Here is a 25,335-nt window from a genome sequence, read left to right as displayed (position 1 = left end):
GATAGGAAAGGCATTTGAGTAGGCCGGGAGACGTTTTGCACATGACTGAGGACGAGGCCGTCGAGACGTTCTACACCGAGGAACGCTGGCAGAACTGGCTCGACCGCGTCGAGGAGGAAGAGCTCGATCCCGAGAACGAGGAGTCCGCGCGCCTGCTCCTGAATCTGCAGGACGACGCCGCCATCGCGGTCGCGAAGATCATCGCGGCCTACGACGACGGCACCATCGACGAGGACCGCGCACTCGACGAGCTGGAGAAGGTCCGCGACATCGTCCTCGCCGAGGTCGACTTCGAGAACGAGGACAAGCTCATGCTCATCGACGGCGTCCAGACGTCGCTCGTGCCCGTCTTCTACTCCGCGGAGGAGTACATTGTCGGCGGCGTCTCCGAGGGCGACGTGGACGAGTTCGTCCGCGCGGCCGCCGACGCCGAGGAGGGTGAGGACCTCGACGCGGCGCTCGGCTACCTCGTGCAGGCCGGCACGCGCATCATCGACGGCGCGAAGCTCGACATCGACCTCGTCGACGAGCTCGAGTACGGCCTCGTCTCCGAGTGGGTCAACGGCCTCGACTCCCTCCAGTCTGCGATGGAGGACCCGGAAGTCGTCGAAGAAGAGGAGTAGAGCGGTTAGAAGACGAAGACGGTCGTCGTAAGCGACTTCTGCTCGCCGCCGACCTCATAATAAATTGTGAGTTTGAGGTAGTGGCCGTCCATCGAGAGCGCTTTAATGTCCTTTCCTTTTTCGTCGGTTCCCTCAAATTCGAACAGGTAAATCGTCCCCGATTCGCCGGCCCCTACTGTTGCATTCTCTCCAGCACCCGAACTTAACTCGGCTTTCGTTCCGAACGGAAGTTCATTATCCGGATCCTCGTAGTAGCCATCGTCTGGTTCCTTCGTGTCCGGGTCGGTATTATTGACGTTGATGAATACTTCTCGGTTCCAGCGACCCTCCGTCGTATCATTGCTTTCCGCGAGTTGGACGGCACCATGGTCTGTTTTATTTATAGATATGCCAGTGATATTGATATTTTCTGTACCGCTGTTGCGGATGTCGAGCACGACTCCCGTGTCACCACTATCCGGGCCGCCTGGAACACCGCTGAGAACCTGTAGGTTTCCGAAGTTCAAACTGGACCCACCGCCCGAGTCCGTCACACCGATGTCGAACGTCGCGGTCTGATAGCTCGCGCCGCCGATGCTCGCGTCGACGGTAACGCTCCCGGCCTCGATGGCGTCGTCGCCGTTCGTCGCGGAGTAGACCACGGTCGCCTTCCCTTCGCTGTTCGTCGTGACGGTCGTCGTACTCGTTTTCGTCCCGTCGTCGAGGACGAACTCGCCGCGGTCGCGCGTGAACGTCACCTGCTCGCCGGCGACGGGGTTGTTGAACTCGTCGCGGACCTCGACGGTCAGTTCGGTGCGACTGCCGCGCTGGATGGTCTGGGTCGCGGGCGAGTCGGTGACGACGTACTCCGCGGTCGTGTCGCCGACGACGCTCACGTCGTTCTCCTCGCGAACCTCGACCTTGGCCAGTTTGAGCTTGTACGTCTCGCTCCCGTCGAGAACGATTCGGATCCGGTTGCCCTCGGGCTCGACGTCGAGTACGCGGGGGTTCGATGCGTTCAGTCGCTCGCCGGTTCGGTTGACCCAGGTCTCTGCGGTGATTCCCGGCGGCGTCCCGAGGCGGAGCGTGATGTCGCTGCCGTCGCCGGTGATCGTGACCGTTCGCGTCGACGCGCTCACCGGCTCCGTCGTGACCGTCGTCGTCGACCCCTGCGCGCTGAGGTCGCCATCGATGAACACGAGGTTCAGCTGGTCGCCCTGAAGGAGCGTCTGCCCCGTCATGGGGAGGAACTGGCCGCCGTCGTCCGAGGTGTAGCGGTACGCCCCCTGGCCGGTGACGACCATCGGCTGGCCGTCGAAGACGTTGTAGTCGGGCGTGAAGCGCACGTCGCGCGTGCTGTAGTTGCGCCCTGCCATCGCGTTCTCGACGTACAGTTCCGTGTTGGCCGACTCGCCGTCGACGGCGGTGACGTTCTCGAGGGTGACGTTCCGGGGTTCGGTCGTGCGCAACTCCCCGATCGGCGGTGGCGGGTTGATGAACACCGACCGGGAGGGGTACGCCGCCCCCGTGCGGACGTTGGTTCCGGTCGTCGTGTCCTTGCTCGCCGCGGCGATCACGTCGTTCCTGAGTTCCGTCAGGTCCGACGCTGCATCCTGATACGCGTTGAACTCGACGCCGCGGTTCTGGTTAGGCACGATGGTCGCCTGATAGAGCGAGAGGCCGAGGATGAGGAACCCGAACAGCAGTATTGCGCCGACCTGCAGCGCCTGCGCTCGGTCGTCGCCGCGGAAGTCCATTGTCGGTAGATGGCCAGCGGGCGCTAAAAGGTCTTGCCCGCGTTTCGACCCCGCACCGACGGCTCCGGCGGGAACTCGGCCGCCGATTTACTCGGCTGGCGATTTCTGCGGGCGGTGATTTCTCCGGGCGGTGATTTTTGTAGCCGGCCCGCGACCGTTCGTCCGTGCAGACCGAGCGGGCGCAATCGGAGATCGTCGGGACCATCCTCCTCGTCGCCATCGTCGTTATCGGCGTTAGCACCATCGGCTCCGTCCTCTTCCTGAGCTTCGACCAGCCCGCGAAGCCGACCGCGGAGGTCAACGCGACCGCCAATGCGACAACGCTTGAACTGACTCACGTGGCCGGCGAACCGATCGCCGTCGACGAACTCCGGCTCGTCGTTCGCAACGGAACCGACGAGGGACGCGCGGCGTTCGCCGACGGCTCCATTTCGACCGGGGACTTCACCGTCGCCGACCGATGGACGGCGGCCTGGACCACGCTCGGGATCGACCCGAACCCGGACGAGAAGGTCACGGTCGTTCTCGTCCACGATCCGAGCAACAGCGTCGTCTATCGCGGGACGGTCGTCGCGGGCTGATCGGGACCGCCCCGATTTCGTCCGGTGACAGGGGCGGAAACGGGGCTTCGACGATCGACGTACCATCTCATCGACAAGCCCATAAGCCCCCTTCGTGAACAACCGTGTATGACAGCTGTCGGCATCGACGCCATGGAGATCTGGACGGGGAAGCTGCAACTCGACCTGCCGAACACGTTCGCGCCCGTGAAGGGCGACGATCCGGAGAAGTACACGAAGGGGCTGGGCCTCGAGAAGTCCTCGTTCCCGGACGTCTACGAGGACATCGTGACGATGGGCGCGAACGCGGCCAAGCGGCTGATGGACCGGAAGGACCTCTCGCCGGAGGACGTCGGCCGGATCGACGTGGCGACGGAGTCCGCGTTCGACCACTCGAAGCCGGTGTCGACGTACATCGCCGGCTGCCTCGAGCAGGTGTACGACGGCGACTTCCGGCACGCCAACAAGGGCGAGCGCAAGTTCGCCTGCGTCGCCGGCACGCAGGCTATCGACGACGCGTACAACTGGATCAAGGCGGGCCGCAACCGCGACAAGGCCGCCCTCGTCGTCGCCACCGATACCGCGCTGTACGAGCGCGGCGACCCCGGTGAGGCGACCCAGGGTGCGGGCGCGGTCGCCCTGCTCATCGACGAGGACCCGGACGTCCTCGAGCTGACGGGCGACCAGGGGTACGGCAGCATGGACGAGACGGACTTCCTGAAGCCGAACCAGCAGTTCCCGTCCGTCGACGGCAAGCGCTCGATGCAGGTGTACCTCGCCCGCATGCGCGAGGCCTGGGAGGATTACGAGTCGATCGCGGGCCAGATCGAGCCCGACGACTTCGCGTACAGCCCGTTCCACACCCCCTTCCCGGGGATGGTCCGGAAGGCCGGCCTGTTCGCGTATCGGCGCCTCGTCCGGAACACGCCCGTCGAGGACGACCTCGCGGAGACCATCGGTCGGCAGCCCCGCGAGCAGGATTACGAGGACCGCGACGCCTACGAGGAGGCCATCAGCGAGTACATGGACGAGCTGAAGGCGACGGACCTCTACCAGAACTGGTACGCGGGGACCGTCGAGCCCACGCTCGAGCTCTCGCGGAACGTCGGCAACTGGTACACCGGCTCCGTCCACATCGCCCGCGCGAGCGCGCTCCGGCACGCCGCGGAGACGGACCGGGACCTCGCCGGCGAGAAGCTCCTCGTCGCCTCCTACGGCTCCGGCGCGCAGGCCGAGATCCACTCGGAGGTCGTCGCCGACGGCTGGCGCGAGGAGGTCGAGGCGCTGAACATCGACGAGCAGCTCGAGTCCCGCTACGACCTCACCTTCGACGAGTACGAGCAGGTCCACAACGTCCACGACTACGACAAGGACGTCGAGGTCGAGGAGTTCACGGCGCCCGACGGCGAGTTCGTCTTCACCGGCTGGGGCCGCATGAACGAGCGCAAGTACGAGTTCGCGGAGTAACCCGGCAACTGCCGCGGGTTCGCGGTTCGCAGTTCGGTAGTCCTCGGGGGTCGGAGGTGTCCACTTTTCAGTGTCGACCGCGTAGTGAGCGTATGACTGAAACAACCGACGAGCGCCCCGTAACGCTCGAGGACGGCGACGATCTCGCGGCGCTGCTCGAAGAGGAGGACGTCGCCCTCGTCGACTTCTGGACCAAGGGCTGCTCGCTGTGTGACGCGCTGGAGCCGGTCGTCGGCAACGTCGCGCGCGTCGCCGACGTGCAGGTCGCGACGCTGAACCCCGGCAACGACATCGAGCTCGTCGACGAACACGACATCCGGAGCGTGCCGACGCTCATCCTCTTCGTCGACGGCGAGGAGGTCGACCGGATCGCCGACGGCTTCGTCGGCGTCGAGGGCGTCCTGTCGATGATCCGCGAGCACGTTCCCGAGCGCGTGCCGGCGGACGCGGTGCCGGACGCCGACGGCGACGCCGAAGCGGAAGCGTAGCCGGCGCTCCTTGCCTGCGGATTTAAAAAGAACGAGAAAGAATCGGTCGCCGATTTATCGAAGTGCAAGGAAAATGCCCGGGGGCTTGACCCTGGGGTTGAATCCGAAAGTTGATGACATTAACTATTAAGTAGAAACACGCCGATAATAACGGTACTGAGATGTGGTACGACTACCGCTTCCGCGCCTATCCCGACCGAACAGGTGTGGCTGCGGAAGTGGAACGCCACATCGACATCCACCGCCAAGCCTACAACCATACCCGCTCCGAATACACCGCCCTAGACATCGACGAAGACAACATCGGGTCGGTGTACCAACATCAGAAACGGCTTACCGAGTGGAAGGACGAGTGGCCCGTGTTCTCTGAAGTCCACTCGAAGGCGTTGCAGAAGACCGTCGAACGCTTCTACGACAACCTCTCGAACCTCTCTGAGAAGAAGCAGAACGGTCACAACGTCGGATGGCTCAAGTGGAAGTCGCCAAGGGAATACCAGAGCATGACGTACTCGCAGTCCGGCTTCGAACTCAAAAACACGAGTGACCGACACGCGACACTATGGCTCTCCAAAATCGGTGACATCCCCATCCGCTACCACCGCGAAATTCCCGACAACGCCATTATCAAAGAAGTCACGCTGAAAAAGGAGACGACGGGTGAGTGGTACGTCACGTTCGGCCTGGAAGTCGAGGACGCCACACTCCCAGAGAAACCCGACGTGAATGACTTGGATGCTGGGGACTGCGTTGGTATCGACCTTGGCATCCAGAACTACATCTACACGAATGACGGCGATAGCGTGGACTGGCTCAATCTCTCCGACGAGTACGACCGCTTGCGTCGTGAACAGCGCAGTCTCTCCCGCAAGGAACACGGTAGCAACAACTGGGAAAAACAACGCCGGGAAGCCGCCAAAATCAAGCGCAGAATCAAGCGAAAGGTCGAGGACTTCCAGCACAAACTCACGACATGGCTCGTCAAGACGTATGACGCCGTGTTCGTGGAGGATTTGAACGTCTCAGGGATGCTTCAACAGCGTGGAAACGCTCGGAACAAGCAAGACGCCGCGTGGCGCGGCTTCATCGAGATGCTGCAGTACAAGGGCGACCTGTATGGGACGCACGTCGTCCAAGTAGATCCTGCGGGGACGACAAAAGAGTGTGCTGAGTGTGGAGTTGAGACGGAGAAGCCGTTGTGGGTGCGGGAACACAGTTGTCCGAGTTGTGAGTTTGAAGCAGACAGAGACGCAAATGCGTCGTATAACGTTCTTACTCGCGGTCTTCAGGAGTTAGGTCTGGGACAGACCGAAGTCACGCCCGTGGAGACTGCGACCGCTGTGGGGACTGACGGAGGCCAGTCTTCGTCGGTTCCTGCAAGTCGCGTCGTCGAAACGGGAAGCCTCGGGGCTTGACCCCAGGGCGGTTCACGAGGGCGACATCTCGATGTTGAGGCTCTTCTGGATGATCTGCGTGAACGCCATCGAGCAGAGGAAGTACCAGACGATCCACATCTGCATGGGCCCGACGATGCCGGCCGTCCAGCTCACCTCGCCGGCGAGCGGGACGACGAGCCGGCCCAGCTCGTAGTGGGCCGTGCTCCCGCGGAAGCCGACCGCCCAGTACATCCAGAGGAAGGCCGGGATGGTGAGGAACATGATCCAGACCATCGGCCGGAACTGCTCTTTGAACATGCCGAGCTGGTCGCCCATCGCCTCCATCTGCTCCTCCTGGATCTGGTCGAGGGCCTCCTGGTCGTCACGCTCCTTGGCGGCCTTCCGGCGCTCCTGGATGTCCTTCATCCGGTCCTGATACTTCCCCATCGTCTCCATGTCCATCAGGCCGGCACGCAGCAGCGTCGAGTAGAGTCCCGTCGCGAGCGCGACGACCATCACGACGACGTAGAACGGGACCATCTCGATGAGCGGCCCGAAGAACACGTCGACGATGCCCGCGATGACGTTCCGGACGGGCCCGTAGGCGTAGCCGACGAAGAAACTGACCGTGACGAGCCCGGCCATCTTGTCCCACTTCGTCCAGTCGTTACCCTCGGGCACGTCCTCGTCGCCGCCCGCGCTCTCGCTGCCGGCTGCGGGCGATTCGAGGCCCGCCTCGACGGCCTCGCGGTCCGGAATCGCAAACCCGGACTCGCCGTCGACGAGGACCCCTTTCTCGATGAGGCGGCCCCACTGTCCGCTGGTGATCTCGTCGCGGACGTCGACCCACTTGACCTCGCCGTCGCCGGCGTTGTCGAGGACGACCTCGATTGCGTCCCGCATCTCCTCGTCGTCGGCGACGAGGGCGCGGACTTTCCGTTCGACCTTACTCATTGGAAGCCAGTAAGCGACCACCCGTTAAGAACCTTTTAGGTTACTGCTCCCGCGATCGACCGGCGCTGCGGCTGTTCGGGACGCGAATCGGGAAACGCGAAAAGCCGGCGGTCGGCTGCCGGCGGTCGTTCGCCAGCAGCTCAGTTCTCGATCGCGTCCGTGATCCGGTTGAAGACCTCGTCCGGCGTCGCCTCGCCGTCGATCTCGATGAGGTCGCCCTGCTCGCGGAAGTGCTCGATGACCGGCTCCGTGTTGTCGTAGAAGACCTGCAGCCGTTCGCGAACGGTCTCCTCGGTGTCGTCCTCGCGCTGGATGAGCTCGCCGCCGCACTCGTCGCAGACGCCCTCCTCCTCGGGCGGCTGGAACTCGACGTGGTAGTTGGCGCCGCACTCGTCGCAGACGCGGCGGCCGGTGAGGCGGTCGACCAGCTCCTCCTCGCTGACGTCGAGGTAGATGACGGCGTCGAGGTCGGTGATCTCGTCGAGGTACTCGGCCTGGTCGAGGTTGCGCGGGTAGCCGTCGAGGACGTAGCCGTCGGCCTCCTCGAGGGCGACCTTGACGATCTCGTTGACGACCGGGTCCGGAACGAGTTCGCCGGCCTCCATGAACGAGCGCGGCGTACCGTACTCCGTTTCCATGTCCTTGTTCGCGCGGAGCGCGTCGCCCGTCGTCACGTGTTCGAGGTCGTACTCTTCGGCCAGCTTCTTGCTCTGGGTACCCTTCCCTGCACCGGGGGCACCGAGCAGAAGGATATTGCGGCTCATACAGGGGTCTTGACGGCCGCACGTAAAGCCTTGAAGATACGCGACAAGACTGCGCTTTATATCACATGTTTGATGTGTGTGGTGGGGCTGGTTCCTTTGAAATTGTCTTGAAGCTGTATCGGCTGCCGCGCTCGATAGTATCGCGGACGTTTTGAAAGCTCTCGGCCGCTCTTGATTATAACCCGGATGAACAGGTGCAGACGTTGCTACACTTGCCAGCACCGCAAACACCCAGAAAGCCCTCGGCCGCTCGCGGTCGCTGAGGAGGCCCTATCTGCGCGGGCGGTGCGGAGAGCGCAGATATCCTGCTCAGCGACTCCCCTCCGGCGCGACCGGCCGTCGCCCTTTCAGTCCGCCAGGACAGCGACGGCACCGCAACCGCACAGCACCGCGACCGTGACAGCACCGCAATACCTCAGTCCTCCCCAGCCTCGGTCGGGGCGCGCCGGCCGCCCTGCACCGCACACCGGAAAGCCGGCGCACGCCATCGGCAAACCAGCCGCCGCCAGCGACGCCCGGCCACCACTCCCGGGCGGGACTGAAAGGGGCAGCCGCTGAGCGGGACGCCCTGCGACGTAAGCACCGGAACCCCGGCGAGCGAACGGAGTGAGCGAGCCGGGTGAGGAGCGCAGCGAGCAGCGCGACCGCCTCAGCGGCTGGGGCTTTCTGGGTATGCCGAGTGGTGTCGCTCACGACGATAACCGATTTACTTATAAACACGATCGGTCAGCGGCTAGGGGTTTCAAGGCGTACCGAGTGATGTCGAAAGCAGCGATGGTCGAATTTATTTATAAATACGACCGTCGCAGCGGTATGGGCTTTTAAAGAATACTGGGTGCTATCGCGATCAAGGAGCACCGATCGATCCAAAAAGCGGGTCGCTGTTCCAAAACGCTTTGAGTCGGAACCTCTTTCGGGGTAGTAATGATTCTGCCCGAGGGGTTCGCGTTGCCGCCGCTCCCGTATCTCGCGGTACTGGCCGTGGCGCTGGCCGGGGTCGCGTACGGGCTCTCCCGGCGGTCGCTGGAGGTAACCAGTCGGCACGTGGTCGCGCTGGCACCGTGGATGACCGTCGGGTCCGGGCTCTACGTCCTCTACTCCGTCGGCGCGCTCCCGGCGCCGGTCCGCCCGCTGGCCGGCACGCCGTCGGTGTACCTGACGGTCGCGGCCGTCGTCGGCGCGATCTGGATCGGCGCCGACGCGTCGGCGGCCACGCGCGACCGGTTACCGACCGTCCTTGCGGCGTCGGGCATTCTTGCGTTCACGCCGGTGGTCCTCGCCGCGCTCCGGTGGGGCGCACGGGAGGGGACGCTGACACCGTTCTGGCCGGGCGTCGCGATGGCGATCTCGATCCCGGGCGCGCTGGCGACGTGGGGGGTCCTGAAACGCCTCGTGCCGCGAGTCGCCGTCACCGGGCACGCCGGGCTGCTCGCGGTGTTCGCCCACGCGCTGGACGGGATCTCGACGGCGGTCGGGATCGACGTGCTCGGCTTCGGGGAGCAGACGCCGCTGTCGGCCGCGATCATGCACTTCGCCGGGACGCTGCCGACGGCCGAGCTCCTCGGCGTCGGCTGGCTGTTCGTCCTGGTCAAACTCGCCATCGCTGGCGTGGTCGTCGTCCTCTTCGCGGACTACGTCGAGGAGGACCCGACGGAGGGCTACCTCTTCCTCGCGCTGATCGCCGCCGTGGGGCTCGGGCCGGGCGTTCACAACCTGCTGCTGTTCACTGTCGCCGGGTAAGGCAGGCCCCGGAAGCGTGCGGCTCCCCCGGACACACCTACCGATCGTCTCGCTCACATGTGCGGACTGGTTTTAAGTACCCCGGGTGAAACGGTGAAAGATACTCATGGTCGCTTCGGGGCTGGGCGGGTGGGTCGTCGTCGGTGTCGCGGCGGGCCTCGTCGGGGGCGTCGTGATGGACCTGCTCCTGACCCAGCAGGAGGACGGCTTCGCGCCGGCGCGAGTCGGGGTCGCCGTCCTCACCGGCCGGTCCCCGGTCGAGGTACCCTTCCGCGACGCGGTCGTGGCCCACCACGTCGCTAGCGGCCTCGTCGGCGGGCTCTACAGCGTCCTCTCGTTCGCCTTCGCGGCGCTCGTCCCGACCGAGTGGCTGGTCGGCGGCGTCCGAACCATCCCGCACGCGCTCGCCGTGCTGATCGTCGTCGGATTCGTCTACTTCCTTTTTACCGCGGTCGTCCTCCCCCGCGTCGACGACAGTGTCTACGAGGACCGCGCGACGGCGATTCACGGGCAGTGGCTCCGCGCCGCCGCGCTCTTCGGCGCGGTCCTGCTGGTCGGCGTCCCCGCGATCGTCACTGTGGTCCCGTGATCGTCACCGTGGTCCCGTGATCGTCACCGTGGTCCCGTGACCGTCCCAGTAGTCCCCTGATCACTCCGGCGTCGCGTGGCGAGACCCGACCGCAGCCGCGACGGCCGCGACGACGCCCCCAGCCACGCCGACGACGAGGGCCTGCCTCCACGCGAGGCCGAGCAATGGAACTCCCAGGATCGCGACGAAGAGCCCCGCGAGGACCGCGACGACGCCGATCGCGAGGGGGCCGCCCGCCTCGTCGAGGTCGAAGTCCGGTTCGTCCGCATCTCGTTCGTCCATGCTCGTTCGCTCCCCCCGAAGCTGGGAAAAAGGGTCGGTCGGAAGCTCGGCGTTCCCAGCGCCGGTATCGTACCGTTTTTGGCCCGTGCCGGGGAGCCATAGGATATGGCAAAACAGCCGCACCTGCTCGTCGAGGAGGGCGACGTCCACGATATCGCGATCATTCCCGGCGACCCGGGCCGCGTGGACCGGATCGCCGACCTCTGTGACGACGCGGAAACCGTCTCCGAGAACCGCGAGTACAAGATCGTCAACGCCGAGTACGAGGGCGTGCCGCTCACCATCTGCTCGACCGGGATCGGCTGCCCCTCGGCGGCGATCGCCGTCGAGGAGCTTTCACGCGTCGGCGTCGACACGTTCCTGCGATGCGGCACCTGTGGGGCGCTCCAGTCCGACGTCGAGATCGGCGACATGATCGTCGCGTCCGGCGCAGCCAAGGAGGAAGGCACCTCCAAGCGCTACGAGTCCGTCGAGTACCCGGCCGTGCCGGATTACGAGGCTCTCACCGAGCTCGTCGATGCGGCGGAGGCCCACGGCGAGGACGTCCACGTCGGCCCAATCGTCTCCGACGACGCGTTCTACAACGAGAGCGAGGACTTCGTCGACGACTGGGAGGCCGCCAATCTGCTCGCTGTCGAGATGGAGGCCGCCACGGTGTTCTCGCTGGCTCGTCGGAAGGGGCTCCGCGCGGGCGCCATCTGTACCGTCGACGGGAACCTCGTCGAGGGGACCCAGAAGGGCGAGACCGAGGAGGGACAGGAGCTGCCCGCCAAGGCGAAGAACAACGTCGAGCGCGCGATCCGACTGACGCTCGAGGCCGTCACCAACCTCTAACGCGTGTCCGACTCCGCAGGCGACTCGTCCGGCACCGACGCCGAACCACCGACGGACAGGATCCCCTGGTTCGACCCGGAGCTGGCCACGGGCTGGCTCGCGGCCCAGCGCCGGCACCTCCGGCGGTCCTACCAGCGTCGCCTCGCGGCCGCCAGTCGCTGGCTGGAGAACACCGAGAACCTCCTCCACGTCTCGGTGCTGGTGTTCGTCCCCCTGCTCGTCGCGGTCGTCACGGGGCTCTCGAACGCGCTCGCCGAGCTCTCCTTCCTGCTGTTCCCCCCGCTCGCGTCGGGCGCGTACACGCTGTTCGCGAACCCGGAGGGCGAGTACGCCTCCCCGGGTCGCTTCGTCGCCGGGCTGACGCTCGGCGCGCTCTCGGGGTGGGCCGCGCTCCTGGTCAGCGGGTCGCCGACCGGCGTGATCTCCCCGACCAGCGCCGGGCTGGCAATCTTCCTCGTCGGGGTCGTGACGTGGGCGTTCGATGTCGAGGAGCCGGCCGCCTTCTCCACGGCGCTGCTGGTCCTCGTCACCGAGCAGGCGAGTCCGCGGGCGTACGTCGTCAGCGTCACCGTCTTCGGCGCGGTCGTCGCCGTCGCGTTCTCGGTCTGGCGTCGCCGCGTCTACCAGCAGCGGGCGACGTTCCTCTACGGCACCGTTCGCGCGGACGACCACGTGCTCGTTCCCCTGGTCGAGGGCGTCGACGACGCGCTTGCGGCCTTTGGCGGGCGTCTCGCCGCCGCTCACGACGCGGGCAAGGTCGTTCTCCTCGACGTCGTCTCGGAGCAGGAAGTGGCGGCCGCGGAACGGGCCGCCGTCGCCGGGGAGGGATCGTCCGGGTTGGACACGGGGGAATCGTCCGGGTCGGACACGAGGGAATCGTCCGGGTCGGACACGGGCGAGTCGGCTGCGGCCGATCCCGGGGCCAAGGCGACGGAGTCACTACCGAGCGGCGTCCGCCAACGAGTGACGGAACTGGAGGCGACCGCGGACCGGCTCCGTCGCGAGTTCGACGTCGCCTGCGAGGTCGCCGTCGCGTCGGGCGACCCCTTCCAGGCGACGCGCCGCACGGCCCGCGAGGCGAACTGTGATCTCGTCGTGCCGCCGTTCTCGGACGCGACCGAGCCCTTCGTGCAGCAGGTGTTCGAGAGCGACGTCGACGCGGTCGCGCTCCGGGCTGCCGACGGCCACGAGTCGTGGCGCCGCGTCCTCGTGATGATCGCCCGCCCGGGCGACACCGCCCATGCGATGGTGGACTTCGCCGACCGACTGGCGGGCGAGGGCGGCCGAGTGAGCGTCTGCACCTGCATCGACAGCGAGCGGGAACGTCGCCGGGCGGAGGAGAAGCTGGCGCGGGTGGCCGAAACCGAGACCACGCCCATCGAAACGCGCGTGATCGAGTCGTCGCCGGGGGAGTTCTGTGCGTCAGCGGCCGGGTTCTACGACCTGATCCTCGTCGGCGCGACGCGTGGCGACGGGCCGTTACTGTCCGTGTTCTCGCCGGCTGACCTCGAGACGCTCGCCGAGGTCGACTGCGACCTCGGCATCGTCGAGCGCGGGCCGCTTCGGTAGGACGCGGAGCGCCCCACGGCGAGTGGTAGCCAGCGGGCCGCTCGTTACTCTTCCTCGCCGACGATGGAGTCCGCGATGGCCTCGGAGTTCTCGCCGAACGCGGAGTCGACGAGGAGGTGGCCGCCGAGCGTCGACGGCGAGATGACGTGGTCGGCGCCGGCGCGGCGCAGCTTGTCGACGTTCTCGCGCTGGGTTACTGCGGCGACGATCCGCACGTCGGGGTTGAGCTGGCGGGCGGTCAGGATCGCCAGCGCGTCGGCGGCGTCGTCGTCCGTGGCGACGACGACCGCGCGGGCCTCCGCGATCTGGACCCGTTCGAGTGGGTCGACGTCGCTCGGGTCCGCCGCCAGGACCGACACGTCGCGGTCGTCGAGGTCGCGCGCGGCCGCCTCGTCGTCGGTGACGACGACGTAGTCGACTTCGCGGCCGTCGAGGTCGTCGAGAATCGGTTCCGTCAGGTCGCCGTAGCCCAACACGAGGACGTGGTCCTCGAGCAGGTCGAACTGTTTCTCAGTCATTTTTCCAAGTGCTTTCGAGAACTGCGCCTCGATGGCGGGCGTCAGCAGGACACCGAGCGCCACCGCGAAGGCGGCGACGTTGATGACGAGCACGGAGAGCCCGAACATCCGCCCGATGCCGGTGACGGGAGCGATGTCGCCGTAGCCGACGGTCGAGGCCGTGACGACGGTGTAGTAGAAGGCGTCCGTAATCGTCTCGATGTCGTTGAACTCGCTGCGGAGCGCGAAGGAGCCGAGGGTCCCGTACGCGACGGCGGTCGCCAGCGCGAGGCCGGCTCCGAGCTGCGTCGGCGAGGGGCGGGCCACCCGAGTGAACCGACCGCGGTTGACCGCCAGCGCCGGCAGCGAGAGCAGCGAGAGCAGGACCAGCGGGAGCGAGACGACCGACACCTGCAGGAGCCCCTGCAGCGCCGTCAGCGGGAGCAAAACGGCCGTCGCGTACCAGCCGATCCGGTATCCCCTCTTGAGGGCGTAGCCGCTGGCGAGCATGGCGAACCCGGTGAGCGTCCCGGTGAACCCGACCGCCTGCTTCACGAGGTCGGGAATGAACGGCGAGAGCGGGCCGGCGACGCTGACGCCGGCGATGTGGAGCAGGCCGACCAGGATCGACAGCAGCGCGACGAAGAACGTCAGCGCGATGGAAGCCCGGACGGTGATCCATTCCCGGTTGAACTCCATGCCACCTCTTCCGGCGAGGACCGACTTAAAAGGACGGTGCTGCCGGCTGGCGATACGCGCGGCGGCGCGTTCGGGTCGTGCGCCGCGGCCGTGGTCGAGTGGGCCGCCGTGGTCCACGGGGTCGCTGTGGTCCACGGGGTCGCCGTCGTGGAGTAGCCCGCCGTGGTCGTTACTGGTTTATCCCACCCGCGTGAGACGTTGGTATGGCATTACCGGTCGAGATCCTCTTCGGGATCTACCTCGGGGTTCTGACGGGGATCATCCCGGCGCTCGTGGCTGGGATCCTCGGGTTCGTATTTAAATACTTCACCGGGGTGACGATCCCCGGGTTCGGTGTCGTCGTCCTCGCGCTGGCGATCGCGGGGGTCAACGGCGGGCTGCTCGCGCTCAACGACCCGACAGTGCGCTCCTCGGAGCGCGCGCCGGCCATCCTGACGTCGATCATGGTCGTGTTGATGCTCTCGCTGTACGCGCACGCCCAGGGCGACAAGCTGGGCGCCTCGGTCCCGCGCCGCCTCTCGCTCCGGAAGCTCCGCGACCGGACGCTGTCGGCCGACGTCATCGAGCGCGTCGGGGGGCGCGGGCAGGTCCGCGTCACCGTCGCCGGCGACGTCGGCGACATGGAGGGCTACCCGGCGCTGCCCGCCGAGACGCGCCAGTCGATCCTCGAGGGTGAGTGGACGTTCCCCGCGGACCTCCCGCTCCCGGAGATCGAGACGCGGTTCGAGGACCGACTGAAGACGGAGCTCGGCCTCGCGGACGTGAGCGTCACGCTGGACGAGCGCGCGCACGCCACGGTCAACGCCGCGCCGCCGATGGGCGGCCTCTCGAAACGCGTGCCGGCCGGGAAGCGAGCGGTGTCGGTCTCCGCGCTGCTGCCTACGGGCGTCGCGCGCGGCGAGGTCGTGCGTATCGTTACTCCCTCGACCACCGTGGAGGGCACCGTGCTGTCCGCGAAGTCAACCGGGAAGCCGGGGGAGAAACCGGCCGTGCCGTCGCCAGCGGCGACCGGGGCCGAAGTCGAGGAGGACGAGGACCTCCGGACGGACGGCGGTGCGTCGGCGGCGTCGGGCGAGGCGACCGAGACGACCGCGGCGCTGCGAGCTGGCGCGACGACGGGCGGAGAGGGACGCATCACCGTCGCCGTCGAGCGGTCCGCGGCGAGCGCACTCCTGCAAGCCGACCGCGGGCGCACGCTGGTGCTCTCGCGCGGGACGCGCCGCGAGTTCGAGCTCGTGTCGCTGCTTCGGCGGGCCGGCAAGCGGTTCCGGAAGGTGGCCGTCGTGCCCGACGGCCCCCTCGACGGCGCCACCATCGGCGAGGTCAACGTCCGGGAGGCGTACGACGTCGTCATCGTGGCCGCGCGCCACGAGGAGTGGCAGATCGCCCCACGAGGGAGCATGGCGCTGTCGGCGGGTGACGAGCTGTTCGTCGTCGGCACGTCGGCGGCGCTGGACCGGTTCACGGAGGCCGCACGATGAGCGCGGCGCCGATCGCCCTGCCGTCGGTCGTCGTGAGCGCATTCGACGGGATCGCGCAGGCCGGCGGCCCGGGGGTGACGTTCAACTCCTCGCTCGTCGAGGTCGGGGTCTACCTTGCGGTGTTCGCGATCCTCTCCGTCGCCACGGCGGCGGCGAGCGCGGTCGTCTACCGGTGGTACTTCCGCGACGTCGTCCCCGAGGGCGTCGCGATCATCCTCGGCGGCGCGGTCGTCGCCCTGTACCTCAACACGGCGTCGCTGGGCGCCGTGATCGGCGGCGAGGAGATCGCCCTGTACGACCTCGACACGATGCTTTTCAACGTCGTCGCGCTGGCGCTCGCCGGGTCGGTCGCCACGGTCGGCCGTCGGCTCGGTGACTCCATGGGCCGGAACCTCTTCGCGCTGACCGGCGTCAAGCAGCTGGAGGGCGAGGTCAGCCGCGTCGTCCGGACGGTGGGTCGCGTCACGGCGGTCACCCTCCCCGCCGTAGACGCGATCGAGGACATGGAGGGATACGACCCGGTCGCGCCGGTCAAGAAGACGGAGATGGCCGGGAAGACGCTACTGTTCCCGAACCGGCTCACGGTCGCGGAGCTGCGCGACCGACTCGTCACCCGGCTGAAGGAGGATTACGGCGTCGGCTACGTCGACGTCGACCTGACGGAATCGGGCGAGGTCGAGTACTTCGCCGTCGGGTCGCGGGCGGCCGGCATCGGGCCGACGCTCGCGCCCGGGTCCGCGGCGGTCGCCGTCCAGGCGGACCCCGCGAACAGCGCGACGCCGGGTGACGTGGTCCAGGTCTGGGAGGCCGGGGAGTCGCCCGAGCGCGTCGCGAACGCCGAGCTGCGCGCGACCGTCGGCGACGTGGCGACGCTCGCGGTCGACGAGGCGGACGCGGCCGACCTCGACGAGACCACGACCTATCGGCTCGTGACGCTGCCCGCGGAGCCGCAAGCCGACCGGGAGTTCGCGTCCCTGCTGCGGAACGCCGACGAGACGATGACGGCCATCACGGTCGCCGCGGGCAGCGAGGCCGAGGGAGCGACCGTCGACGACGTGTCGGCCGTCGTCGCCGCCGTGAAACCGGCGGACGGCGCCATCCGCGCGATCCCGTCCCGCAGCTACACGTTCGCCGCGGGCGACCTCGTCTACCTCGTCGGCCGCCCGGACGCACTCAGGCGGTTCGAGGCCGGGGCCGCGGCTCCGGAATCGTCGCCGTCGGCGGGCGACGGGGCGTCCGAAGAGCCGGGTGCGGAAGACCGGGCCTCCGGCTCCACAGATACCGTACCGTAGGCTGTGCACCGACCACTCGCGGGCGCTCGCGAACGTGGATCGACCGGCAAGACGCGAGCGGGACGCAATCCTCTTAGGCGCGGCAGCGGGATGTTCGGGCATGGAGTGGAAGCTGTTCGCCGACCTCAGGGAAGTCGCCGGGGACCGGACGATCGACGTCGACGTCGAACCCGGAGACACCGTCGGCGACGCCCTCGACGCCCTGCTGGCCGATCGTCCCGACCTCGAAGCGCGCGTCATGGAGGACGGCGAGGTCGCCGACCACGTCAACGTCCTGCGCAACGGCGACAACGTCCTGCACCAGGGGGGCCTCGACACCGAACTGACCGACGGCGACGAGCTCGCGCTGTTCCCGCCGGTCAGCGGCGGATAGGGTTCGCTCGTCGCCGTCGCTCGCGCACCGAGACCACGACAGCGACGGAACCGGACTTTTCAAACGCGTGCCGGAACAGGTTGGAGTATGAGCGACGACCACGACCCGGACGAGGTCGACGGTAGCGGCGAGGGCGACGCGAGTGCGACGCCCCACGACCCTCACCGCGAGGAGTTCTCCGAGGACCCCCTCGCACACGCCGAGGCGCGCGCGGGGATGACCGTGAGCGAGCTGGTCGAGCAGTACGGCCACGCCGGCATCGGTGCCGAATCGGTCCACGAGGCGGGCGACGTGCTCGCGGAGATGTTCGGCGACGACGACTGCACGGTCTTCCTCTCGCTGGCGGGCGCGATGGTGCCCGCGGGCATGCGCCGCATCGTCGCCGATCTCATCCGCGACGGCTACGTCGACGCGCTGGTCACGACCGGCGCGAACCTCACGCACGACGCCATCGAGGCCATCGGCGGGAAACACCATCACGGGCGCGACCGCGACCCTGAAAAAACCCTCCGCGAGCACGACGAGCAGCTCCGTGACGAGGAGGTCGACCGCATCTACAACGTCTACCTCCCCCAGGAGCACTTCGCGCTGTTCGAGGCGCACCTCCGCGACGAGGTGTTCCCGGCCCTCGACGAGGAGGGGACCGTCTCCATCGCCCGCCTCTGCGAGGAGCTCGGGCGTGCCAACAGCGAGGTCAACGCGGCGAAGGACGTCGACGAGGCGCCCGGCATCGCCGCGGCGGCCTACGAGCACGACGTGCCGATCTACTGTCCCGCCGTGCAGGACTCCGTGCTGGGCCTGCAGGCGTGGATGTACAGCCAGACGGGCGAGTTCACGCTCGACGCCCTGGCGGACATGACGCCGCTGACGGATCTGGCGTTCGACGCCGACGACGCCGGCTGCCTCCTCGTCGGCGGCGGCGTCCCGAAGAACTTCACGCTCCAGACGATGCTCGTCACGCCGCGGGCCTACGACTACGCCGTGCAGGTGACGATGGATCCGGAAGCCACCGGCGGCCTCTCGGGCGCGACGCTGGAGGAAGCGCGCTCGTGGGGGAAACTGGAGAAAGATGCGCGCAACGCCTCCGTCTACGGCGACGCGACGGTCATGCTCCCGATGCTCGTCGCCGCCGCCCGCGAGCGCGTCGAGCTGTCGTAACCGTCAGAGGTTCCCGTCACGGCCGGGCTCCAGAAGCGCGTCCACCTGCTCGAGCGTCGCGGCCTCGCTCCCGGAGTTGTCGACGACGCTGTGGTCGATCTGCAGGGGCTCGTACTCACGCCGGAACTTGCGATGGATCTCGAAGTCGGCGTCGCTGAGCCCATCGCGGTTCTCGATCCGGATCTCGACGACGGACACGTCGCATTCGACCTTGATCGTTCGGAGCGGGACGCCCGCAGCCCGTGCGAGCCCCCGCGCGTTCCGTCGCGAGCGACGGCGCTTGAACGTCGCGTCGAGAACGACCGACTCCCCGTCGCCGAGTCGCGCTGCTGCGCGCGAGAGCAGTTCCCCGTAGACCGCGCGACTCTCCGCCTCGGTGTAGTCGGGGTCCGGGAAGAGGTCCTTGCGGACGGCGTCCGTGCGGAGGACGTCGCCGCCGATCAGCTCGGCCGCCCTGGCCGCGACGGTCGTCTTCCCGACGCCCGGCAGCCCGCAAACCACGACGAGCTGGGGGTCGGGGATCGCACCCGCGGGATCCCCGTCCGCGGCGGCGGAGCCGGGACGCGGCGTCCGTCCGTCGGTCGGTGTCGACTCGTCACGACTCACGCCGGCGAGCACCTCCGGGGCCGTCGCGCGGGAGCGGGGTCATCTACCTCCGTCTTGCGCGATAGGCGTAAAGTAGATTTCCTTCGCACCCGGCGAGCGGACAGGCTTGCACCGTCTCCGAGAGCTTTTGACGTTGCCGCCGAAGGACGTGCTATGGACTGCCCATCGTGCGGCGGCGAGCTCGTCCCGTTCACCGAACTGCCTGACGACGTCCGGGAGCGGCTGGAGGCCGACGGCGGCAGACAGCGCCAGTCGGTCGCGCACCGACGCCGGAAGCACACCGCCTGCCCCGACTGCACCCTCGAGATCCACGGCTGTGGCCAGCCGTACGCGCTGCCGCCGGAAGCAACGGCGACTCGCTAGCCCGGGTGTCGTGCCGGGCGTCGTGGGTCGGTCGGTCGTCGGTCGGTCGTTGTCGGTCGGTCGTCGTCGCCAGCGGCCTCGCAGTCAGACGCCCTCGACCGTCTTCCGGTATTCCCTGACGTGGTCGAGCGCCTGCTCGACGCGTTCGGCTACTTCGTCCGATCCCTCATCCACGAATCCGCGCAGCGCGTGCTCCAGTCGGGCGAGCCGACCGTGGTCCGGCTCCTCGTTCCGGGTCGCGAGGTCGGCGACCGTTTCGGCTTTCTCGACGAGGTCGTCGGCCAGCACCGGCGACGCGACGTCGGCAGCCTCTCGCAGCGCGTCGCTCGCGGCCTCGAGTTCCGGTCTGGACATGTGCTATTCTAAAACTACGCGGCCACAATAGAAATACCCACGGTAGCGACAGGCACGGTGGCAAGAAGCCGTTCGACATGAACTTTTATGACGTTCTCGGCCGGTGGTGGTACTGTGAAGGCACCCGTAGTACAAGAGTGACGCCGACTCCCGCAAGCAGCGTTCGCTGACCGATACACCGACCTCTCAGATGTCCACACACGCGACAGCCACCGATAGCACCGCCGCGCGCGACGACTTCACCGACGCGACCGCCGAGGCCCATCCCGCCGTGGCGGACGCGACGCCGGAGACGACGGTGGGCTCGCTTACCGCGGCGGAGGCTGTGGCGGCGTCGCCGTCGCCGTTCGACACGACAGCGACGAAGCGTCTCCCGAACACGACCGATGGGGAGAACCAGGTCGTGCGCTAGGCGGCGCGAGGTCTGAGCGTTTAAAAAGCCGCGCGGCGTAGGCCCGCGTGGCCGATGACGAAGCACCGCTCCGAGCCGGCTCGGCACCGGTGACGACGAGCCCTATGAGTGCCGAGGCCGTTTTCACCCAAAACCCGATGACCCGCCAGTCCCAACGCCACCCATGACCGAACGCGGCCGGGTGCGCGACACCTACGTCGCCGCCATCCAGCACGACAAGGTCGACCTCGCGGGCGACGAGCAGCTCGTCGGCGTCGTCCGCCGACCGCACTCGTGGTTCCACGGGCAGGTCGACGAGAACCGACCGGCGCTGGCCCCGCCGGAAGATCTCCTCGACGAGTTCAAGGCGCACGCGTCGACGCTGGAAGACGAGGGCCGATCGGACCGGGCGGCCCACAACGAGGCGTGGGACGCGGTCGACTTCGACGCCCGCTATCGCCGGCACCTCGCGACGTCGCCCGACGCTCGGGAGGCGATGGACGACCTGCGGGAGCGACTGGCCGCCGGCGACGACGTCGTGCTGGTCTGCTACGAGAACACCGACGAGAAGCGGTGTCACCGAACGCTGCTGCGGGACGAACTCGGGCCCGAATCCCGGTGAACGCACGACGGTCCACCGTCGGCGAGATAGCCCGAGGAAGTTCGACGATCGTGGTAATCACGGTCCAGATCCGGGGCAGATAGTAGCACCTTTATACGCTGAGTCACGCGTTTCTCAGGAAGAAGTTCCCCTCGCGAACCCCCTGAGAGACAAACATGGCGGAAGAATACGACCTTATCATCGTTGGCGGCGGCATCAGTGGCGCATCGTTGTTGTACACCGTCTCGAAGTTCACCGACGTCGAGAGCGTCGCGCTGTTCGAGAAGGAGGAGGAGATCGCGGCGATCAACTCCGACCACACGAACAACTCCCAGACGCTCCACTTCGGCGACATCGAGACGAACTATACCCTCGAGAAGGCCGAGGAGGTGAAGGAGGGCGCGGAGCTACTCGCCGGCTTCCTCGAGAACGAGGACCCAGACCGGTCGTTCCACGATCGTCGTAGTAAGATGGTGCTCGCCGTCGGCGAGGAGGAGGTCGAGCAGCTGGAAGCCCGCTACCACGAGGAGGGCTTCGGCGACCTCTTCCCCAAGCTGGAGCTCATCGACCGCGAGGAGATCGCGGAGATCGAGCCGAAGGTCGTCGAGGGCCGCGACCCCGACGTGGAGCTGCGCGCGCTCCAGACGCCCGACGGTTACGTCGTCGACTACGGCCGGGTCGCGCAGACGTTCGTCGAGCAGGCGCGCGAGGAGGCCGGCGTCGACGTGTACACGGGCGCGGGCGTCGAAGACGTGACGCGGGCCCCGGACGGCTACACGATCACGACGGAGGACGGCCCGTACAGCTGTGACGCGGCCGTCGTCGCCGCGGGCTCGCACAGCCTCCAGATCGCCAAGGAGCTCGGCTACGGCGAGGACCTCGTGCTCCTGCCCGTCGCGGGGAGCTTCTTCCTCGCCGAGGACTTCCTGAACGGGAAGGTGTACACCCTCCAGATGAAGAAGCTCCCGTTCGCGGCCGTCCACGGCGACGCCGACGTCCACGACGATTCGATCACGCGCTTCGGGCCGACCGCGAAGCTCGTCCCGACGCTGGAGCGCGGCCGCATCTCGACCGTCACCGACTTCCTCGACGTCTTCGGGCTCAACGCGGCCTCGTTCCTGAGCTACGCGAACATCCTCTCGGACCGGGTGCTGCTCCCGTACGTCCTCCGGAACCTCGTGTACGACGTGCCGGAGGTCGGCACCCGCGCGTTCCTCCCGCACGTCCAGAAGGTCGTGCCGAGCGCGACCCTCGACGACATCGAGCGCGCCGAGGGGTACGGCGGCGTCCGCCCGCAGATCGTCGACACGAGCGAGAAGTCCCTCGACATGGGCGAGGCGAAGCTCACGGGCGAGGACATCGTGTTCAACATCACGCCCTCGCCGGGCGCGTCGACGTGCCTGAAGAACGCGATGCGGGACACCCACACCCTCATGGAGTTCCTCGACGACGAGTACACGTTCGACGAGGCGGCGTTCCGCGCCGAGACCATCGGCAACTTCCCGCGAGCCGACGACGCGGTCGACGAGTCCGGTGACGAGCCGGTCGCGCCGAGCGCCGACGACTGAGGGCCGCTGTCACACGTTTCCGATAGCTTACCGAAAACGGGCGTAAGCTTCGATACCGTCTGGCGGGACCTGCGGCGAGCGATTGCAGTTCCCGGAGGTGTCCCTGTTGCCCCGATCGCCACAGGAATCTTCCCTCTGCCTCGTGAAACCGCTCCATGATGACGCCAATCGATATCGCGTTCCGGCTGTTGGCCGGGATCCTCCTCATCCTCGCGAACGGGTTCTTCGTCGCGATCGAGTTCGCACTGACGCGGGTACGCCAGTATCCCGAGGCCGAGTTCGACGAGCCAGGGCTCCGTCGCGCCTGGGAGATGACCGACGAGCTGGAGATCTACCTGACGAGCTGTCAGGTCGGCATCACTGCGTCGAGTATCGCGGTCGGTATCGTCGCGGAGCCCGCGCTCGCGGCGCTCATCGAACCGCTGTTCGCGAACACGGCCCTGGCGGCGGTCGGGGCCGGCGGGCTGATCGGCTTCGCGATCATCAACCTGGTCCACCTGACCCACGGCGAGCAGACGCCGACGTACCTCGGCGTCGAGCGCACGAAGATGGTCTGTCGGTACGGCGCGACGCCGCTGTACTGGTTCGCGTGGCTCATCCGTCCGATCATGTCCGTCGGCGACTCCGTCGCGAAGTGGACGCTAGGGCTGTTCGGCATCGAGATGACCGGCGCCTGGCTCGAGACGGAGGAGGAGGTCATCGAGTCGCGGGCGCAGCTCCGGCATCGCCTGAGTTCGGTCCTCGAACAGGGCGAGCTCTCGGAGGAGCGCCACGGCGAGGTGCTGAGCGCGCTGACCGCGGGAAGCCAGACTGTCGACGAGGTGATGGTCGACGTCGACGACGTGGTATTCCTCTCGACCGAGGAGTCCGTCGAGGAGAACCTCGGTCGGCTCTCGTCGGCACCGCACACGCGCTATCCGCTCGTCGGCGAGGAGCCGTCGGAGTTCGAGGGCATCGTCTACGTCCCGGCGGTGCTCGACGAGATCGACGCGCTCCGGAGCGGCGAAACCACGTTCGCGGAGATCGCCGCGCCGCCGATGACGATCTCGGCGGACACGACCGTCAGCGACGCCATCGACCAGTTCCAGGCGGAGCGCCAGGAGCTGGCGCTGGTGTTCTCGGAAGGCGAGGTCGTCGGGCTTATCACCGCGACCGACGCGCTCGAGAGCGTCATGGGCGAGATCGAGGACCCCCTCGACCAGCAGCACGAGGCGACTCGGTCGTAGGTGGACGGCCGAGGTCGCTGTGCTCGTGGTGGCCCCGGGCACGCGGACTCGACGGGCACAACATCTTTACTGGCTTGCGGAAATCGTTCAGCCAGTGATCGTCATCCTCTGTGGCCTCCCCGGGTCGGGGAAGACGACGCTCGCGACGGGCCTCCAGCGGCGACTCGCGGCGCGGGACCTGACCGTGGACCTGCTCCACTCCGACGACTTCTCGCGGCGTACCTACGAGCAGCTGTATGAACACGTCGCGGACGCCGGCGGCGACTGGATCCTCGACGGGACCTTTTATAAGCGGGAGTGGCGCAACCAGTTCTACCGGCTCGACCGCGTGTTCGAGGTGTGGGTGAAGGCGTCCAACGACACCTGCCTCCGCCGGAATCGGCAGCGGCAGGACCCCATCTCCGAACGCGGCGTCTACTCGATCCAGTCGGAGTTCGAGCGCCCGCACGCCGACCTCGAGCTCGACACCGAGGCGCTCAGCGTCGAGGAAGCGCTCGACAGCCTCGAGGAGAGCGTGGTGTCGTGGCTACCGTCGGACGACGGCGACGAGGGCGACGGCGACGACGAGTAGTCCGTCATCGGGGGGTCGCGGCCGCCAGGTCGATCGCTGGCGTCACCCCTCCCTTACACGTCGAGGTCCGGCGTCGGCACGGCCCCCTCGTCGACCGCGGCGTCGTACTGCTCGACGGCGGTCAACGCGATGTCGAGCGTGCCGTCCTGCCCCCAGCGGGCGGTGTTGATGGTGAGGTCGTAGAAGGACTGGTCGTCGATGTCGATGCCGTAGTAGGATTCGTAGCGCTGGGCCTCGATCACCTCCCGGACCTGCATCTCCGAGGCCATCTCCTCCCGGTCGCCCGTGCGCTCGATCCGGACCTCCTCCGGCGCGTTGAGTCGAATCCGGAGGTCCGCGCGGTTGCCGGCGATCCAGCCCGCGAGCCGCGATTCGAGGACGAACGGCTTGTTCGCGGCGCCCCACTTCTCGGCGATCCGCTGGAGGCGACGGTCGAGCTCCCGGTCGAGCTCGTCGGACTCGCCCGCCTCGGCGATCAGCTGTGAGAGGGTTTCGTCACGTTCCTCGGCGATCTCGCGGAAGATCTCGCCGCCCGAGACGTACGCGCAGTCGAGTGCGTCCGCGAGTCCCTCGGCGAGCGTGGTCGCGCCACAGCCCGGCGGGCCGGAGACGGTGAGAAACAGATTGCTGTCGATCCGCCGGTCGACCGGCGTGTCCTGGCTGGACATCTTGCCGGAAAATCGAGGCGAGGCCGGTTAAATTCGAGGGTCGACACAGTGTTCGTCGGTACGCGAGCCCGTCGCTGCGGCCGCTCAGGAACGCGCTTAACTGTCGCGGGCGCCGAGCCGGTAGTATGCCGGATGAACGCCAGCTTTCGCAGGAACTCATGGGCGTGGTCGCGGGCGGGTTCGGGGTCGCGACCGACGAGACCACGGGCACCGTCCGCTGTGCGCGGTGTGCGAGCGCGCTCACCGCCGCGGACCGGGTCGTCGCCGTGCTGCGGGAACACGACAGCGAGCAGTGGGGGACCGAGTCGTTCTACTGCCACGACCACGGCTCCGAGGACCTCTCGGGACCGATCCCCGACAGCGGTGCCAACCAGGTGCTGGTGAAGGCAACGCTGGAACCGACCGGCGCGTTCGGCCCGCGAGGAACCTTCCAGCCCGAGGCGCTGACCCTCGGCGCCATCGAGATCCTCGAGTTCAGCCCCGCGGCCGACGAGGAATAGTTCGACTC

General features: G+C 67.4%; 28 protein-coding genes. 20 read left to right on the top strand and 8 right to left on the bottom strand.

All coding sequences use genetic code 11. The features are described 5' to 3' along the window. The first annotated feature begins 41 nt into the window (after window positions 1-41). Window positions 42-623 (top strand): DUF2150 family protein, encoded by a 582-nt coding sequence (locus ACQE3M_RS09750; protein WP_430505412.1) that lies wholly within the window; start codon window positions 42-44, stop codon window positions 621-623. Window positions 624-628: 5 nt separating this feature from the next. On the opposite strand, the gene ACQE3M_RS09745 is transcribed toward ACQE3M_RS09750, so the two are convergent. Continuing rightward, window positions 629-2,359: an Ig-like domain-containing protein gene (locus tag ACQE3M_RS09745; RefSeq protein ID WP_430505411.1), complete on the bottom strand. Its 1,731-nt coding sequence runs from the start codon at window positions 2,357-2,359 to the stop codon at window positions 629-631. Between the two features lie 164 nt (window positions 2,360-2,523). On the opposite strand from ACQE3M_RS09745, the gene ACQE3M_RS09740 reads away from it, so the two are divergent. From ACQE3M_RS09740 to ACQE3M_RS09725, 4 genes are all read left to right on the top strand, one after another. Then, window positions 2,524-2,940, top strand: a complete 417-nt coding sequence (locus ACQE3M_RS09740; protein WP_430505410.1) for a type IV pilin N-terminal domain-containing protein — start codon at window positions 2,524-2,526, stop codon at window positions 2,938-2,940. A 108-nt stretch (window positions 2,941-3,048) separates the two neighbouring features. Then, entirely contained in the window at window positions 3,049-4,386 is a 1,338-nt protein-coding gene (gene hmgB, locus ACQE3M_RS09735; RefSeq protein ID WP_430505409.1) for a hydroxymethylglutaryl-CoA synthase, read from the top strand. A gap of 92 nt (window positions 4,387-4,478) precedes the next feature. Then, window positions 4,479-4,874 carry a thioredoxin family protein gene (locus ACQE3M_RS09730; RefSeq protein ID WP_430505408.1) on the top strand — a complete coding sequence of 132 codons (396 nt, stop codon included), beginning with the start codon at window positions 4,479-4,481 and terminating at the stop codon, window positions 4,872-4,874. Window positions 4,875-5,035: 161 nt separating this feature from the next. Then, complete coding sequence (locus ACQE3M_RS09725; protein WP_430505407.1) at window positions 5,036-6,286, top strand: RNA-guided endonuclease InsQ/TnpB family protein; 1,251 nt, start codon at window positions 5,036-5,038, stop codon at window positions 6,284-6,286. Between the two features lie 12 nt (window positions 6,287-6,298). On the opposite strand, the gene ACQE3M_RS09720 is transcribed toward ACQE3M_RS09725, so the two are convergent. Beyond that, complete coding sequence (locus ACQE3M_RS09720; protein ID WP_430505406.1) at window positions 6,299-7,201, bottom strand: DUF106 domain-containing protein; 903 nt, start codon at window positions 7,199-7,201, stop codon at window positions 6,299-6,301. Window positions 7,202-7,341: 140 nt separating this feature from the next. Continuing rightward, window positions 7,342-7,965: an adenylate kinase gene (locus tag ACQE3M_RS09715; protein WP_430505405.1), complete on the bottom strand. Its 624-nt coding sequence runs from the start codon at window positions 7,963-7,965 to the stop codon at window positions 7,342-7,344. A gap of 924 nt (window positions 7,966-8,889) precedes the next feature. Here ACQE3M_RS09715 and ACQE3M_RS09710 point away from each other — a divergent pair. Both ACQE3M_RS09710 and ACQE3M_RS09705 read left to right on the top strand, forming a co-directional pair. After that, complete coding sequence (locus ACQE3M_RS09710) at window positions 8,890-9,705, top strand: DUF63 family protein (RefSeq protein WP_430505404.1); 816 nt, start codon at window positions 8,890-8,892, stop codon at window positions 9,703-9,705. Window positions 9,706-9,811: 106 nt separating this feature from the next. Next, complete coding sequence (locus ACQE3M_RS09705) at window positions 9,812-10,294, top strand: hypothetical protein (RefSeq protein WP_430505403.1); 483 nt, start codon at window positions 9,812-9,814, stop codon at window positions 10,292-10,294. A 60-nt stretch (window positions 10,295-10,354) separates the two neighbouring features. Here ACQE3M_RS09705 and ACQE3M_RS09700 read toward each other — a convergent pair whose 3' ends face one another. Next, window positions 10,355-10,576, bottom strand: coding sequence for a hypothetical protein (locus tag ACQE3M_RS09700; RefSeq protein ID WP_430505402.1), 222 nt, complete (start codon window positions 10,574-10,576; stop codon window positions 10,355-10,357). Window positions 10,577-10,681: 105 nt separating this feature from the next. On the opposite strand from ACQE3M_RS09700, the gene ACQE3M_RS09695 reads away from it, so the two are divergent. Both ACQE3M_RS09695 and ACQE3M_RS09690 read left to right on the top strand, forming a co-directional pair. Beyond that, complete coding sequence (locus ACQE3M_RS09695; RefSeq protein ID WP_430505401.1) at window positions 10,682-11,410, top strand: nucleoside phosphorylase; 729 nt, start codon at window positions 10,682-10,684, stop codon at window positions 11,408-11,410. 3 nt (window positions 11,411-11,413) lie between these two features. Continuing rightward, complete coding sequence (locus tag ACQE3M_RS09690) at window positions 11,414-12,979, top strand: HPP family protein (protein ID WP_430505400.1); 1,566 nt, start codon at window positions 11,414-11,416, stop codon at window positions 12,977-12,979. Window positions 12,980-13,023: 44 nt separating this feature from the next. Here ACQE3M_RS09690 and ACQE3M_RS09685 read toward each other — a convergent pair whose 3' ends face one another. Beyond that, the gene (locus ACQE3M_RS09685) at window positions 13,024-14,175 is read right to left on the bottom strand and encodes an NAD-binding protein (protein ID WP_430505399.1); all 1,152 of its coding nucleotides are present in this window, start codon (window positions 14,173-14,175) and stop codon (window positions 13,024-13,026) included. A 203-nt stretch (window positions 14,176-14,378) separates the two neighbouring features. On the opposite strand from ACQE3M_RS09685, the gene ACQE3M_RS09680 reads away from it, so the two are divergent. The 4 genes from ACQE3M_RS09680 to ACQE3M_RS09665 all read left to right on the top strand — a co-directional run bounded on the left by ACQE3M_RS09680 (window position 14,379) and on the right by ACQE3M_RS09665 (window position 18,479). Continuing rightward, window positions 14,379-15,656 (top strand): potassium channel family protein, encoded by a 1,278-nt coding sequence (locus tag ACQE3M_RS09680; RefSeq protein ID WP_430505398.1) that lies wholly within the window; start codon window positions 14,379-14,381, stop codon window positions 15,654-15,656. Continuing rightward, window positions 15,653-16,948 carry a TrkA C-terminal domain-containing protein gene (locus ACQE3M_RS09675; protein WP_430505397.1) on the top strand — a complete coding sequence of 432 codons (1,296 nt, stop codon included), beginning with the start codon at window positions 15,653-15,655 and terminating at the stop codon, window positions 16,946-16,948. The genes ACQE3M_RS09680 and ACQE3M_RS09675 overlap by 4 nt, the downstream gene beginning before the upstream one ends. 100 nt (window positions 16,949-17,048) lie before the next feature. Continuing rightward, window positions 17,049-17,321, top strand: a complete 273-nt coding sequence (locus ACQE3M_RS09670; RefSeq protein ID WP_430505396.1) for a ubiquitin-like small modifier protein 1 — start codon at window positions 17,049-17,051, stop codon at window positions 17,319-17,321. Window positions 17,322-17,408: 87 nt separating this feature from the next. Further along, complete coding sequence (locus tag ACQE3M_RS09665) at window positions 17,409-18,479, top strand: deoxyhypusine synthase (protein WP_430505395.1); 1,071 nt, start codon at window positions 17,409-17,411, stop codon at window positions 18,477-18,479. 3 nt (window positions 18,480-18,482) lie between these two features. Here the strand turns inward: ACQE3M_RS09665 and ACQE3M_RS09660 are convergent, their stop codons facing one another. Next, window positions 18,483-19,085: a P-loop nucleotide/nucleoside kinase family protein gene (locus tag ACQE3M_RS09660; protein ID WP_430505394.1), complete on the bottom strand. Its 603-nt coding sequence runs from the start codon at window positions 19,083-19,085 to the stop codon at window positions 18,483-18,485. A gap of 153 nt (window positions 19,086-19,238) precedes the next feature. On the opposite strand from ACQE3M_RS09660, the gene ACQE3M_RS09655 reads away from it, so the two are divergent. Further along, window positions 19,239-19,448: a hypothetical protein gene (locus ACQE3M_RS09655; protein ID WP_430505393.1), complete on the top strand. Its 210-nt coding sequence runs from the start codon at window positions 19,239-19,241 to the stop codon at window positions 19,446-19,448. Window positions 19,449-19,532: 84 nt separating this feature from the next. On the opposite strand, the gene ACQE3M_RS09650 is transcribed toward ACQE3M_RS09655, so the two are convergent. Beyond that, on the bottom strand, window positions 19,533-19,802 hold the full coding sequence (locus ACQE3M_RS09650) for a DUF7553 family protein (protein ID WP_430505392.1): 270 nt from the start codon (window positions 19,800-19,802) through the stop codon (window positions 19,533-19,535). 190 nt (window positions 19,803-19,992) lie between these two features. On the opposite strand from ACQE3M_RS09650, the gene ACQE3M_RS09645 reads away from it, so the two are divergent. The 5 genes from ACQE3M_RS09645 to ACQE3M_RS09625 all read left to right on the top strand — a co-directional run bounded on the left by ACQE3M_RS09645 (window position 19,993) and on the right by ACQE3M_RS09625 (window position 24,159). Then, complete coding sequence (locus ACQE3M_RS09645; protein ID WP_430505391.1) at window positions 19,993-20,214, top strand: hypothetical protein; 222 nt, start codon at window positions 19,993-19,995, stop codon at window positions 20,212-20,214. A gap of 163 nt (window positions 20,215-20,377) precedes the next feature. Next, window positions 20,378-20,815 (top strand): DUF488 domain-containing protein, encoded by a 438-nt coding sequence (locus ACQE3M_RS09640; RefSeq protein ID WP_430505390.1) that lies wholly within the window; start codon window positions 20,378-20,380, stop codon window positions 20,813-20,815. A 155-nt stretch (window positions 20,816-20,970) separates the two neighbouring features. Next, entirely contained in the window at window positions 20,971-22,362 is a 1,392-nt protein-coding gene (locus ACQE3M_RS09635; RefSeq protein WP_430505389.1) for an FAD-dependent oxidoreductase, read from the top strand. A gap of 158 nt (window positions 22,363-22,520) precedes the next feature. After that, window positions 22,521-23,588 (top strand): CNNM domain-containing protein, encoded by a 1,068-nt coding sequence (locus ACQE3M_RS09630; RefSeq protein ID WP_430505762.1) that lies wholly within the window; start codon window positions 22,521-22,523, stop codon window positions 23,586-23,588. Window positions 23,589-23,682: 94 nt separating this feature from the next. After that, window positions 23,683-24,159, top strand: a complete 477-nt coding sequence (locus ACQE3M_RS09625) for an AAA family ATPase (protein WP_430505388.1) — start codon at window positions 23,683-23,685, stop codon at window positions 24,157-24,159. A 53-nt stretch (window positions 24,160-24,212) separates the two neighbouring features. Here the strand turns inward: ACQE3M_RS09625 and cmk are convergent, their stop codons facing one another. Then, on the bottom strand, window positions 24,213-24,827 hold the full coding sequence (gene cmk, locus ACQE3M_RS09620) for a (d)CMP kinase (RefSeq protein WP_430505387.1): 615 nt from the start codon (window positions 24,825-24,827) through the stop codon (window positions 24,213-24,215). A 125-nt stretch (window positions 24,828-24,952) separates the two neighbouring features. Here cmk and ACQE3M_RS09615 point away from each other — a divergent pair, with 125 nt between their 5' ends. After that, window positions 24,953-25,327: a hypothetical protein gene (locus tag ACQE3M_RS09615; RefSeq protein ID WP_430505386.1), complete on the top strand. Its 375-nt coding sequence runs from the start codon at window positions 24,953-24,955 to the stop codon at window positions 25,325-25,327. Window positions 25,328-25,335: the final 8 nt, after the last annotated feature.

The sequence above is a fragment of the Halosubterraneus shenae genome (assembly GCF_050510935.1).
In the GTDB taxonomy this organism is placed as follows: Archaea; Halobacteriota; Halobacteria; order Halobacteriales; family Haloferacaceae; genus JBDGPU01.
This window is presented reverse-complemented; position numbering and strand designations above follow the sequence as displayed.